Annotated in this window: 11 protein-coding genes; 5 read left to right on the top strand and 6 right to left on the bottom strand. The window is 69.1% G+C overall.

Features of this window, described 5'->3' with window-relative positions:
• The first annotated feature begins 10 nt into the window (after positions 1 to 10).
• Complete coding sequence (locus AC07PA_RS21700) at positions 11 to 949, top strand: ABC transporter permease (protein ID WP_494608819.1); 939 nt, start codon at positions 11 to 13, stop codon at positions 947 to 949.
• Positions 946 to 2,805, top strand: coding sequence for a dipeptide ABC transporter ATP-binding protein (locus AC07PA_RS21695; RefSeq protein ID WP_494608820.1), 1,860 nt, complete (start codon positions 946 to 948; stop codon positions 2,803 to 2,805). Before AC07PA_RS21700 ends, AC07PA_RS21695 begins: the two co-directional genes overlap by 4 nt.
• Before the next feature lie 4 nt (positions 2,806 to 2,809).
• On the opposite strand, the gene AC07PA_RS21690 is transcribed toward AC07PA_RS21695, so the two are convergent.
• The 3 genes from AC07PA_RS21690 to AC07PA_RS21680 all read right to left on the bottom strand — a co-directional run bounded on the left by AC07PA_RS21690 (position 2,810) and on the right by AC07PA_RS21680 (position 5,416).
• Positions 2,810 to 3,466: a methionine ABC transporter permease gene (locus tag AC07PA_RS21690; RefSeq protein ID WP_494608821.1), complete on the bottom strand. Its 657-nt coding sequence runs from the start codon at positions 3,464 to 3,466 to the stop codon at positions 2,810 to 2,812.
• Complete coding sequence (locus tag AC07PA_RS21685) at positions 3,447 to 4,532, bottom strand: methionine ABC transporter ATP-binding protein (protein WP_494608822.1); 1,086 nt, start codon at positions 4,530 to 4,532, stop codon at positions 3,447 to 3,449. The genes AC07PA_RS21690 and AC07PA_RS21685 overlap by 20 nt, the downstream gene beginning before the upstream one ends.
• Before the next feature lie 74 nt (positions 4,533 to 4,606).
• Positions 4,607 to 5,416, bottom strand: a complete 810-nt coding sequence (locus tag AC07PA_RS21680) for a MetQ/NlpA family ABC transporter substrate-binding protein (RefSeq protein ID WP_494608823.1) — start codon at positions 5,414 to 5,416, stop codon at positions 4,607 to 4,609.
• A 231-nt stretch (positions 5,417 to 5,647) separates the two neighbouring features.
• On the opposite strand from AC07PA_RS21680, the gene AC07PA_RS21675 reads away from it, so the two are divergent.
• On the top strand, positions 5,648 to 6,727 hold the full coding sequence (locus tag AC07PA_RS21675) for an isopenicillin N synthase family dioxygenase (RefSeq protein WP_494608824.1): 1,080 nt from the start codon (positions 5,648 to 5,650) through the stop codon (positions 6,725 to 6,727).
• A 37-nt stretch (positions 6,728 to 6,764) separates the two neighbouring features.
• On the opposite strand, the gene mgrA is transcribed toward AC07PA_RS21675, so the two are convergent.
• Positions 6,765 to 7,805 carry an L-glyceraldehyde 3-phosphate reductase gene (gene mgrA / locus AC07PA_RS21670; RefSeq protein ID WP_494608825.1) on the bottom strand — a complete coding sequence of 347 codons (1,041 nt, stop codon included), beginning with the start codon at positions 7,803 to 7,805 and terminating at the stop codon, positions 6,765 to 6,767.
• A 352-nt stretch (positions 7,806 to 8,157) separates the two neighbouring features.
• Here mgrA and AC07PA_RS21665 point away from each other — a divergent pair, with 352 nt between their 5' ends.
• Positions 8,158 to 8,502: a DUF3088 domain-containing protein gene (locus AC07PA_RS21665; RefSeq protein WP_494608826.1), complete on the top strand. Its 345-nt coding sequence runs from the start codon at positions 8,158 to 8,160 to the stop codon at positions 8,500 to 8,502.
• Positions 8,503 to 8,636: 134 nt separating this feature from the next.
• The gene (locus tag AC07PA_RS21660) at positions 8,637 to 9,962 is read left to right on the top strand and encodes an LLM class flavin-dependent oxidoreductase (protein ID WP_494608827.1); all 1,326 of its coding nucleotides are present in this window, start codon (positions 8,637 to 8,639) and stop codon (positions 9,960 to 9,962) included.
• 9 nt (positions 9,963 to 9,971) lie between these two features.
• Here AC07PA_RS21660 and metC read toward each other — a convergent pair whose 3' ends face one another.
• The gene (gene metC / locus AC07PA_RS21655) at positions 9,972 to 11,168 is read right to left on the bottom strand and encodes a cystathionine beta-lyase (protein WP_494608828.1); all 1,197 of its coding nucleotides are present in this window, start codon (positions 11,166 to 11,168) and stop codon (positions 9,972 to 9,974) included.
• Positions 11,165 to 11,812: a cysteine dioxygenase family protein gene (locus tag AC07PA_RS21650; RefSeq protein WP_494608829.1), complete on the bottom strand. Its 648-nt coding sequence runs from the start codon at positions 11,810 to 11,812 to the stop codon at positions 11,165 to 11,167. The genes metC and AC07PA_RS21650 overlap by 4 nt, the downstream gene beginning before the upstream one ends.
• Positions 11,813 to 11,841 lie beyond the last annotated feature (29 nt).

Raw genomic sequence — 11,841 nt, 5'->3', positions numbered from 1 at the left:
TGACATTTCCATGAGCACTCCGCTTTCCCTGCCCCGGCTGCGCACGCCCTGGCGGAATTCCGATTCGCCCGTGCTGCGCGCGCTGGCGCGCTCGCGCACGGTGCAGCTGGCCCTGCTGGTGCTGGTGGCCCTGCTTTTGGCAGCGGTGTTCGCGCCCTGGCTGTCGCTGCACAACCCCTTCGACCCCGCGGTGCTGGAGCTGCTCGATGCCTTCACGCCGCCAGGGCAGGCCGGGCCTTCGGGCATGGTCTACCCGCTGGGGGCGGACGACCAGGGGCGCGACATGTACTCGGCCATCCTGCACGGGCTGCGCAAGTCGCTCTTGGTGGGCTGCGCCGCGGTGGGCCTGTCGCTGGCCATCGGCGTGCCGCTGGGCCTGGTGTCGGGCTATGTGGGTGGCTGGTTCGACACCCTGGTGATGCGCGTGGCCGACGTGCAGCTGACCTTTCCGGTGCTGCTGGTGGCACTGCTGATCTTCGGCGTTGCACGCGGCGTGCTGCCGGAGAACTACCGCGACGACATGGCGGTGTATGTGATCGTGCTCTCGCTGGGCCTGTCGGAATGGGTGCAGTACGCACGCACGGTGCGCGGCGCCGTCATGGTCGAAAAGCACAAGGACTATGTGCTTGCCGCGCAGGTGATCGGGCGCTCGCGCAGCGGCATCCTGGTGCTGCACATCCTGCCCAACCTGCTGGCCCCCGTGCTGGTGATCGCCACCATCAGCTTCGCGCTGTCCATCGTGGCCGAGTCCACGCTGTCCTACCTGGGCGTGGGCCTGCCGCCCACCGAGCCTTCGCTGGGCACGCTGATCCGTGTGGGCCAGGGCTTCCTGTTCTCGGGCGAGTGGTGGATCCTGTTCTTCCCGGCCCTGGTGCTGCTGGCACTGGCGCTGTCCGTCAACCTCGTGGGCGACTGGCTGCGCGACGCGCTCAACCCCAAGCTCCAATGACCGATTCGTCGCTGCCCACCAAAGCCTCCGCCCGTGAATCACCGACCTTGAGCGTACGCGGCCTGGGCGTGGTGTTCGACAGCCACCGCGGGCCCGTCCAGGTGCTCGATGGCGTGTCGTTCGACATCGCGCCGGGCGAAATCCTGGGCGTGGTCGGGGAGTCCGGGGCCGGCAAGTCCATGGCGGGCAATGCCGTCATCGGGCTCATCGCGCCGCCGGGGCGCATCAGCGCCGGCTCGGTGCTGCTGCGCGGCGAGCGCATCGACACCCTGTGCGGCGAAGACCAGCGCGCCCTGCGCGGCAGGCACATCGGCATGGTGTTCCAGGACCCGCTGACCAGCCTGAACCCCGTGCTCACCATCGGCCAGCACCTGGTGGAGACCTTGCGCGTGCACCTGCCGCTCTCGGCCGCCCAGGCGCGCGAGCGGGCGCTGCAGTGGCTGGCTGACGTGGAGATCTCCGACCCGGCGGCCCGCATCGACCAGTTCCCGCACCAGTTCTCGGGCGGCATGCGCCAGCGCGTGGCGATTGCCCTGGCCCTGTGCGCCGAGCCTGCGCTGCTGATCGCCGACGAGCCGACCACCGCGCTCGATGTCTCGGTGCAGGCCCAGGTGATCCGCGTGCTGCGGCGCGTGTGCCAGCAGCGCGGCACGGCCGTGATGCTCATCACCCACGACATGGGCGTGATCGCCGAGGCCGCCGACCGCGTGATGGTGATGCACCAGGGCCGGGTGCTGGAGACCGGCAGCGTGCACGCCGTGCTCAACCATCCGCGCGCGCCCTACACGCGGGCCCTGATGGGCGCCATCCCCTCGCTGCAGCGACGCGTGCGGCGCCTGCCGGTGCCCGAGGTGGGTTCGGACATCGCGGCCGCCTTCGCGCCGTCGGTGGCCGAGCCCGGCGCGCCTGGCCCCGCGCCCCACCTGGCCTTGGTCGCATCCACCCCGCGGGCGACGGCCGCCGCACCGCTGCCGGGCAAGCCGCGCCCCTTGGCGCCACGCCTGCTGCTGCAGGTGCAAGGGCTGTCGCGCGACTTCGATACCTCGGCCAGCTGGCTGGTGCGCACGCTCACCCGGCAGGCACCGCGCGTGGTGCAGGCGGTGCAGAACGTGTCGTTCGACATCCCGCGCGGCACCACCTTCGGCCTGGTCGGCGAGTCGGGCTCGGGCAAGTCCACTGTCGCGCGCATGATCGCCGGCCTCACGCCACCCGCGGCGGGGCGGGTGCTGATCAACAGCATCGACCGTTGGGCCGACCCGCGCGGCGCGGACCTGCTGCGCCGGCATTTCCAGATGATCTTTCAGGACCCGTATGCCAGCCTCAACCCGCGCTGGCGTGTGGACCGCATCATCGCCGAGCCGCTGCATGTGCTGGGCCTCACCGCCAGCCGCGAGGAAACCCGCGAGCGCGTGGCCGATGCGCTGCGCCGCGTGCGCATGTCACCCGACGACGGGCTGCGCTACCCGCACCAGTTCTCGGGCGGTCAGCGCCAGCGCATCGCCATCGCGCGGGCGCTGGCCAGCCGGCCTGAGTTCATCGTCTGCGACGAGCCCACCTCATCGCTCGACGTGTCGGTGCAGGCCCAGGTGCTCAACCTCATGCGCGACCTGCAGGACGAGCTGGGCCTGACCTACCTGCTCATCAGCCACAACCTCGCGGTGGTACGCCACATGTGCGACCACGTGGGCGTGATGCAGCGCGGCCAGCTGGTGGAGGTGGGCCCGGCCGACGCGGTGCTGTCGTCGCCGCGCCACCCCTACACCCAGGAGCTGATGGCGGCAGTGCCGGACATCGGCCGCATCCTGCTGCCCCCGCCGTCGCCCACGGGCGGGCGGGTGCTGCTGTTCGCGATCTAGCCGCTCAGCGCTTGTGGTCCACGCGGCGCGCCAGCCATTCGCCGGCGAACTGGATCAGCGTGACCAGGGCCACCAGCACCACGATCACCTCGAACATCACGCGCGTCTCGTAGCGTTCGTAACCGTAGCGGATGGCCAGGTCGCCCAGGCCGCCGGCACCCACCGCGCCGGCCATGGCCGAGGCATTGATCATGGCGATCACGCTCACCGTCATGCCGCCGATGATGCCGGGCAGCGCCTCGGGCAGCAGCACGTGGCGCACGATGTGCCAGCGGCGGCAGCCCATGGCACGCGCGGCCTCGACGAGGCCCGGGTCCACGTCGTTCAGGCTGACCTGGGCGATGCGGGCGTAGAACGGGATCAGGTTGATGGACAGCGGCACCACGGCCGCCCAGGTGCCCAGCGTGGTACCCACCAGGAAGCGCGTGACCGGCAGCAGCGCCACCAGCAGGATGATGAAGGGAATGGCGCGGAACACGTTGACCGTGATCGACAGGCCCTTGTGGAAGCGCGGCCGCGGATACAGGCTTTTGGCCGCGGTGACGGTGAGCACCACGGCCAGCAGCAGGCCGACCGCGATGGCGATCACCGCCGACACGCTGACCATGAGCAGGGTTTCCAGGAACGCCTGGACGTACTTGTCAATCAGTGGAGTGGACATAGCCAAGGATCTCGATGCGGTCGGCGCCCAGCGCCGCGCGTGCGGTGTCGTCGATGTGGAAACTGCCGTCGGCGGGCACGGACACCAGCAGCCGGCCCTGGGCGTGGCCACGAATGCGGTCCAGCCCGCCATGCAGCAGCGTGGCGCCAGGCCCCAGGGCGGCCAGCGCCTGCAGCGGCAGGCCTTGGGGCCGCGCTGCGCCCGCAAAGCCCAGGCTGAGCACGGCCTGGCCGGGTCGGCCACCCAGGTCCGGCACCAGCGCGGCGGCCAGGTCGGCCGGCAGGTCGTGCTGCAGCGGCCGCAGCAGGGCCCGCGTGGCATCGGCCTGCGGCTCGCCGAACACCCGCCAGACCTCGCCCACCTCCACCAACTGGCCCTGGTCGACCACCAGCACGCGGTCGCAGACCTCGCGGATCACGGCCATGTCGTGGGTGATGAGCACGATGGTCAGGCCCAGCGTGCGGTTGATGTCGGACAGCAGCGCCAGGATGGACTGCGTGGTCTCGGGGTCCAGCGCCGAGGTGGCCTCGTCGCACAGCAGCACTTCAGGCTGGTGCACCAGCGCCCGGGCAATGCCCACGCGCTGCTTCTGGCCGCCCGAGAGCTTGGCGGGGTACACGTCGGCCTTGTCGCGCAGGCCGACCAGGTCGAGCAGGGCGTCCACGCGCGGCGCGATCTCGGCGGGCTTCACGCCGGCCACCTTGAGCGGCAGCGCCACGTTCTCGCGCACTGTCTTGGCCGACAGCAGGTTGAAGTGCTGGAAGATCATGCCGATGCGCCGGCGCAGCGCCACCAGGGCGTCTTCGCCGAGGCTGTTCACGTCGACACCGTCCACGCGCACCTGCCCGCCGCTGGCGTCTTCGAGCCGGTTGATGGTGCGCAGCAAGGTGGACTTGCCCGCGCCGCTGCGGCCGATGATGCCGAAGACCTCGCCGCGGCGTACGTCAAAGGAAATCGCGTCGAGGGCCTTCACCGGGCCGGAGGTGCCCGGGTAATCCTTGTGGACGCGGTCGAAAACAATGTGCGCGCCGGCCGAAGCCGGCGCGGCGCTCTGGGGAGCAGTCATGCGAAAGGGGAAAGGGCAGGGCGGGGCGCCCGTTTCGGCGCCCTGCAGACAATCGGCGGAAGAACCGGGGCGCGTCAGAACGCGGGGATGACCGAGCCGTCGAACTTCTTGAGGATGAACTGGCGCACTTCCTCCGACTGGTAGGACTTGACCAGCGGCGCCACCCAAGGCTTGCCCTTGTCCTGCTCGCGCACCACGAGGATGTTCACGTAGGGGTTGTTCTCGCGCTTTTCCACGGCGATGCCGTCGCGCGTGGCGATCAGGCCGGCCTGGTAGGCAAAGGTGTTCACGATGGCCGAGGCGTCGAGGTCGTCGAGCGAGCGGGCCAGCACCACCGAGGCGGCTTCCACGAGCTGCACCTTCTTCTTGTAGCCCGTGACGTCGGCCAGCGTGGCCGTGCCGGCGGCCGGGTTGAAGCCGTCGCGCAGGGTGAGCACACCCTGGTCGCGCAGCACCACGAGCGCGCGCGTCTGGTTGCTCGGGTCGTTGGGGATGCCCAGGCGCGCGCCATCGGGCAGATCCTTGAAGGCCTTGACCTTCTTGGAGTAGAACGCGATCGGCGAGATGTAGGTGTCGCCCACGGCCGCCAGCTTGTAGCCGCGCTGCTGGATCTGGTCGCGCAGGAAGGGGTTGTGCTGGAAGGAATTGGCTTCGAGGTCGCCGTTGTTGAGCGCCTCGTTCGGGCTGGCGGTGCCGGTGATCACGATGGGCTTGACGGTCAGGCCGTTCTTCTTGGCCACCTGGGTGACGACGTCCCAGATCTCTTCGTCCACCCCGCCGCGCACGCCCACGCGCAGGGTCTGGCTGCTCTGCGCCCATGCGGCAGCAGTGGTGGCAAGCAGGGCGGTGGCGGCAAGGGTGCGGAGTACAGAGCGTTTTTGCATATGGATGACCAGAAAATCAATGAATCGGTTTTAAAGAGGCGGAGTCTAGGCAGCAATCAGGCCCCCGGCTGCGAAGCTTTTCGAGTAAGCAAATGCCATTGCCAAGCAAGCGCCTGGCAGGGCGCTCAGCGATGCTTTTTGCATGTGCTTGGGCGAAAAACTTCGTTGGCCCTGCGGGAGGCGCTGCGGACAATGCGCTCCCGACCCGATGGCTCAATGCCTGCCTGTTCCATGACCGCCACCACTGCCTTGCCTGCCCCGACCCTGCCTGTCCTCGATCTGCGTGAATTCACCGAGGGCGATGCGCTGCAGCGCGAGCGCTTCGTGCACACCCTGCGCGAGGTGGCCCATGGGGTCGGCTTCTTCTATCTGCGCGGCCATGGCGCTGCCCCCGGGCAGGAGGAGGCGCTGTTTGCGGCGACCCAGGCGTTCTTCGACCTGCCGGCCGAGCGCAAGCAGGCGCTGCAGATGGTGAACTCGCCGCATTTCCGCGGCTACACCGGGCCGGGCCTGGAGATCACGCGCGGCGCGCAGGACTGGCGCGAGCAGATCGACATCGGCGCCGAGTACGCCGCCATTCCCCAGGGGCCCGGCGTGCCGGCCTGGACCCGGCTGCAGGGCCCCAACCAGTGGCCGGCCGAACTGCCCGGCCTGCGCACTGCGGTGGTGGACTGGCAGCAGACGCTGACCGTGGCAGGCCGCCAACTGCTGCAGGCCCTGGCCCTGGCGCTGGGCCAGCCGCAGGAGCGTTTCGATGCGGCCTTTGCGAGTGCGCCCATCCAGCATGTCAAGCTGATCCGCTACCCGGGCCGCGGGGCCGATGTATCGCAGCAGGGCGTGGGTGCGCACAAGGATTCGGGCTGCCTCACCCTGCTGCTGCAGCACCGCGAGGCCGGCCTGCAGGTGCTGGACCGCAGCGTGCCCGGCGAGGCATGGATCGACGTGCCGCCCATCGAGGGCACGTTGGTCATCAACCTCGGCGAGGTGCTGGAGGTGCAGTCCAGCGGCTACCTGCGCGCCAACATCCACCGCGTGGTCAGCCCGCCGCAAAGCCGCGAGCGGTTTTCCATCGCCTTCTTCCTGAGCCCGCAGCTCGATGCGGAGCTGCCGGCGCTGCCGCTGCCGCCCGAACTGGCGGCCCGCGCACGGGGTGTGGACCGGGATCCGCGCAACCCGCTGATCGCCCACACGGGCCGCAACCTGCTCAAGGGGCGGCTGCGCTCGCACCCCGACGTGGCCGAGCGCCACTACGCCGATGTGCTGGAGGCGGAGGGAATGGAAAAAGGCGCCCCGGCAGGCGCCTACGCTTGAAGCAGGGCAGCACCCGCAGGTGCTGCGCCAGCGCTCCTCAGGCGTATTCCGTCGAGGGCTTTTCCCAGAGGTTGATCCCGCCTTCGACCGCGTGCTGGTCGATCTCGGCAAGTTCCTCGGCGGTGAACGACAGGTTCTGCAGCGCCGCGACGTTGTGCACGATCTGCTCGGGCTGGCTGGCACCGATCAGGGCCGAGCTCACGCGCGGGTCGCGCAGTGTCCAGGCCAGCGCGAGCTGGGCCAGGCTCTGGCCGCGCCGCTTTGCGATCCTGTCGAGCGCACGGGCGCGCTCGATGTTGGCGTCGGACAGGTGCTCGGCGCGCAGCGAGCCGCCGCCGGGGCGGTTCACCCGCGCATCGGCCGGCGTGCCGGCCAGGTACTTGTCGGTCAGCAGGCCCTGGGCCAGTGGGGTGAAGGCGATGACGCCGGCGCCGATCTCCTCCGTGGCGTCGAGCAGGTCCTTCTCGATCCAGCGGTTGAACAGGTTGTAGGCCGGCTGGTGGATCAGCAGGGGCACCTTCCACTGCGCCAGCAGCGCAGCGATCTCGCGGCTCTTGCGCGCCGAGTACGACGAGATGCCGATGTACAGCGCCTTGCCCTGCTGCACGGCCTGGGCCAGTGCGGCGGCGGTTTCCTCCAGCGGGGTGTCGGGGTCGTAGCGGTGCGAGTAGAAGATGTCCACATAGTCCAGGCCCAGGCGCTGCAGGCTCTGGTCCAGGCTGGCGAGAACGTACTTGCGCGAGCCGCCGCCCTTGCCATAGGGGCCGGGCCACATGTCCCAGCCGGCCTTGGACGAGATGATGAGCTCGTCGCGGTAGGGGCGGAAGTCTTCCTTGAGCAGGCGACCGAAGTTGATTTCGGCGCTGCCGTAGGGCGGGCCGTAGTTGTTGGCCAGGTCGAAATGGTTGATGCCATGGTCGAACGCGGTGCGCAGCAGCTTGCGCTGCGTGTCGATCGGCGTGCTGTCGCCGAAGTTGTGCCACAGGCCCAGCGACAGGGCGGGCAACACCAGGCCGCTGCGGCCCACGCGGCGGTAGGCCGCGCCTTCGTAGCGGGAGGGCGATGCGGTATAGGTCATGCGTGAATGTCCCCGAATTTGAAAATAAGCAACGAAAAACGGTGTGCGGCATTAATGGGCGCCACGGGCCTCGGGCGATGGTATCTGCACTAGCCGGGGATTTGGCGAATAACGGGGGCCGTCCGTTGGATTGGTCATATCCATATGAGGTATTCAGAAATATCCATATGACATATTCAGTGCCCTTTGGAGGCAGCGCCTGGCTATATTGGTGGGACGCAAATCCCTGCGTATCCGTTCTGCGTGACATACCCCCCTGAACTGAATGGCCGCCCCTGGCGCGGCGGCGCAGCGCTGCCCGTGCCTGGGACCGCACGCTGGCCATTTCCACCGACGAAAGAAAGACACCTCCATGAGCCGCGACCGCCTTCTGCTTTTGCAACCCGGGTTCGAGGATGCCCGCCATCCGGGCGAGCGCTTCGTCTGTCCGCACTGCATCGGGATCGAGGGCCTGCTGGCCGGCAACCCCGAGCTGGCCCCGCGCCTGGACATCGAGCGACTGCCGTACCCGCGCCCCCGTCCCGTGGTCATCGCCGCGCTGGACGCCGAGCACCAGAGCCTGCCCGCGCTGATCCTGGGCGACGAGCACCCCGTGCCCGAGGACGCCAAGGCGATCGGCGCGGTCCGCTTCGTGAACGATGCCAAGCGCATCCTGGAGCTGCTGGCCGAGCGCCACGGCTATCCCAAGGTTCATTGATACGAATCTGCCTTCAACCGGCCAGCGTCGTTGGGGAGCCTTGCCGTGCTACAGCACTGTCTGCGGCTCCCCGCCTGGCTATCCGGCTGAATGCAAATCCGCAGGAGCGGTCACTTCTGCCCACAAGACATTCCATGACGACTGCCATCCCACCGCGCCAGCTGCACCTGAACGTCAACATCCTGCATTCGGGCTTCCTGCCGTCGGCCTGGCGGCTGCCGGACAGCGACCCGCGCGCCTTCATCGACGCGAAGCACTACACCCGGGTGGCGCAGATCGCAGAGGGCGCGAAGTTCGATGCGGTCTTCCTGGCCGACAACGCGGCCATTGCCGACCAGATCCACCTGCGCCCCATCACCGCGATCGAGCCGACCATTCTGCTGACCAGCATGGCAGCAGCCACCTCGCGCATCGGGCTGATCGCCACCGCCTCCACCAGCTACAACGAGCCCTACAACATCGCGCGGCGCTTCGCCTCGGTCGACCATGTGAGTGAAGGCCGGGTGGGCTGGAACATGGTGACCACCGCCGACCTGGCCTCGGCGCGCAACTTCGGCCGCCAGGATGTGCCCGACCACCAGCAGCGCTATGCCCGGGCCGGGGAGTTCGCCACCGTGGTCAAGCAGCTATGGAACAGCTGGGAGGACGACGCCCTTGTGGCTGACAAGGCCACAGGGCAGTTCGTGGATGCGGCCAAGGTTCATCCCATCCTGCACCGGGGCGCGCACTTTGCCGTGCACGGCGCGCTGACTCTGCCGCGCAGCGCCCAGGGCCACCCGGTATTGGTGCAGGCCGGCGGGTCGGCCGACGGCATCCAGCTGGCGGCCGAGCATGCCGAAGCGGTGTTCACTGCCTCCACCACGCTGGACGAGGCGCTGGATTACGCCAACAGGCTGCGCGCTGCCGTGCAGGCCAATGGGCGGCCGGCCAGCTCTATCAAGGTGCTGCCCGGGCTCACCACCATCGTCGGCGCGACCGAAGCAGAGGCCGTGCGCCGGCGCGACGCACTGGTGGACCTGATTCCGTGGGAGTACAACGTCACGCGGCTTGCCGGCATCCTGGGCATCACGCCGGACCGTCTGCACATCGACCAGCCGCTGCCCGACAACATCGAGTTGCCGGCCGGTGGCAATGGCAACCACACCTTCTTCCACGCCACGCTGTCCACGGCCCGCCGCGAGAACCTGACCGTACAGCAACTGGTGCGCCGCCTGGCGGGGGGTGGCGGGCACCGAGTCATCGTGGGCACGCCCGAGCAGATCGCGGATGACATCCAGCACTGGTTTCTCACCGGTGCAGCCGATGGCTTCAACCTCATGCCCGACGTGCTGCCAAGCGGGCTGCAGGATTTTGTCGATGGCGTGGTGCCCATCCTGCAGCGCCGCGGCCTGTTCCGCACGGAATACGAAGGCAGCACCTTGCGCGAGCACCTGGGGCTGGCCATTCCCCCCCGGCACTGAGCCCGAAGCTCAGCCGCGCCGTCCCAGCGCCTGGGCCAGGTCGGCGATCAGGTCGGCAGGGTCTTCCAGGCCCACGTGCAGGCGCACCACCGGTGCCTCGCTGCGCCAGTGGCTGTGCTCGCGCAGCCGCTCGGGCGCGGCAGTGATGGCCAGGCTTTCGTACCCGCCCCAGGATGCGCCGATGCCGAAGAGCTGCAGCGCATCGACCACCCGGTCGGCCGCCGCTGGGTCGGTGCTGTCCAGCGCAAACGACACCAGGCCGCTGGCGCCCCGAAAGTCGCGCTGCCAGAGCCCATGGCCGGGGTCGTCGGGCAGGGCGGGGTAGAACACCCGCGCCACGCCCGCCTGCTGCTGCAGCCACGTTGCCACCTCGGTCGCATGGCGCTGGTGCTGGGCCAGCCGCACGGGCAGGGTGCGGATGCCGCGCAGGGTCAAGGCAGCGTCATCTGCGCCCACGGTGAGGCCCAGGGCCTCGTAGGCGTTCGATACCTTTTTGGCCAGGGCGGGGCTGTCCACCACCACCACGCCCTGCATCACGTCGGAATGCCCGGCCAGGTACTTGGTGGCTGCCTGCACGGAGATGTGGGCGCCATGCGCCAGGGGCTGGTAGAACCAGCCGCCGCTCCAGGTGTTGTCGGCCACCACGGTCAGGCCGCGCTCGCGTGCAATGCCTGCCAGGCGCGGCAGGTCGAGCACCTCATAGAGCAGCGAGCTGGGGGATTCCAGGTACACCAGCCGGGTGTTGGGGCGGATTTTGCCGGCCAAGTCGTCCTCTGAGGGTGAGAAAAACTCCAGCTCCACTCCCAGGCGCTGCAACAACAACTTGTCGATGCGGCGCAGCGGGGCATACACGCTGTCGGCCACCAGGGCATGCTCGCCAGGCGACAGAAGGGCCACCAGCACCAGCGCAATGGCCGACAGGCCCGACGGCGTGAGGAAGGCGCGGTGTCCGCCTTCGAGGCCGATCACCGCATCTTCGAGCGCGCGGTGGGTGTCCATGCCATGGCGGCCGTAGGCAGCCACGCGTTCGCCCTCGGCCCGGCGCTCGTGGTAGCGGTGGTAGGCCGCCATGCTCTCGAAGCGCACGGTGCTGGTGCGCACCACAGGCACGTTGACCGGGGCCGCGCCCTCGCGCAGCGCAGGCTGGCCCGCATGCAGCAGCCGGGTGACCGCGTTCAGGGGGGTTGTCGGTGCAGTCGCGCTCATGCCGCGGCCGTGCTGGGCTTGAACTGCGTGGCGTTGTAGTTGATCACCGCACCCGTGGCCGGGTCGATGCCGATGCGGCCCGACAGGCGCTCAAGCGGCTTGCCGTACAGGTGGAAGTGCAGCGTGGGCTCGGTGCCCACCACGTGAATGCTGTGCAGGTCGTCCGGTAGGAAGGCCACGGAGGTGCCCGGCTGCACCGTGAGCTCGCGCACCACGTGGATCTGGGCCTTGTCGGGGTTGCTGCCGTCGTCGGTGCGCTCGTACAGGCGGTTTTCCTCCTGGCCCTGCACGGCCACGATCACCGCCCAGGTGGTGTGGTTGTGCGGCAGCGTGGTCTTGCCGGGGTTGATGGAGTTCAGGTACAGCGCGATGCCTTCGTCACCATCGGCCGCGTTCAGGCGGTAGCGGGTAGAAGCGCCCACCCCTTCGGTCTCGGCCGGTGGTGGAAAGTCCGCACGCGTGAACAGCGTGCCCTGCGCGGCCAGGGCCTCGAGCCGGGCGGTGACCCGGGCCAGCGTGGCGCGGTCGGGCGGGCCGGCCTCCACCGTGCGGCGGATGTCGGCCAGGGCCTGGTCGATGGCCGCGCGGCGCTGGCTGGCCGTGGCGGTGGCGAGATCAGGGGTGGTGTGGGGTGTCGTGGTCATGGGGGTGGCTCCGGTCAAGGTATACGTTA

Source organism: Acidovorax sp. GW821-FHT09B03, assembly GCF_059418305.1.
The sequence above is the reverse complement of the archived record's forward strand: the minus strand, read 5'-3'. Positions and strand labels throughout refer to the sequence as shown.

What these genes read in the sequence shown, in the direction of transcription:
- AC07PA_RS21675 (WP_494608824.1), top strand. Translation starts at nt 5,648, where the DNA reads ATGACCGCCACCACTGCCTTGCCTGCCCCGACCCTGCCTGTCCTCGAT.
- AC07PA_RS21660 (WP_494608827.1), top strand. Translation starts at nt 8,637, where the DNA reads ATGACGACTGCCATCCCACCGCGCCAGCTGCACCTGAACGTCAACATC.
- mgrA (WP_494608825.1), bottom strand. Translation starts at nt 7,805, where the DNA reads ATGACCTATACCGCATCGCCCTCCCGCTACGAAGGCGCGGCCTACCGC.
- AC07PA_RS21665 (WP_494608826.1), top strand. Translation starts at nt 8,158, where the DNA reads ATGAGCCGCGACCGCCTTCTGCTTTTGCAACCCGGGTTCGAGGATGCC.
- metC (WP_494608828.1), bottom strand. Translation starts at nt 11,168, where the DNA reads ATGAGCGCGACTGCACCGACAACCCCCCTGAACGCGGTCACCCGGCTG.
- AC07PA_RS21650 (WP_494608829.1), bottom strand. Translation starts at nt 11,812, where the DNA reads ATGACCACGACACCCCACACCACCCCTGATCTCGCCACCGCCACGGCC.
- AC07PA_RS21690 (WP_494608821.1), bottom strand. Translation starts at nt 3,466, where the DNA reads ATGTCCACTCCACTGATTGACAAGTACGTCCAGGCGTTCCTGGAAACC.
- AC07PA_RS21695 (WP_494608820.1), top strand. Translation starts at nt 946, where the DNA reads ATGACCGATTCGTCGCTGCCCACCAAAGCCTCCGCCCGTGAATCACCG.
- AC07PA_RS21700 (WP_494608819.1), top strand. Translation starts at nt 11, where the DNA reads ATGAGCACTCCGCTTTCCCTGCCCCGGCTGCGCACGCCCTGGCGGAAT.
- AC07PA_RS21680 (WP_494608823.1), bottom strand. Translation starts at nt 5,416, where the DNA reads ATGCAAAAACGCTCTGTACTCCGCACCCTTGCCGCCACCGCCCTGCTT.
- AC07PA_RS21685 (WP_494608822.1), bottom strand. Translation starts at nt 4,532, where the DNA reads ATGACTGCTCCCCAGAGCGCCGCGCCGGCTTCGGCCGGCGCGCACATT.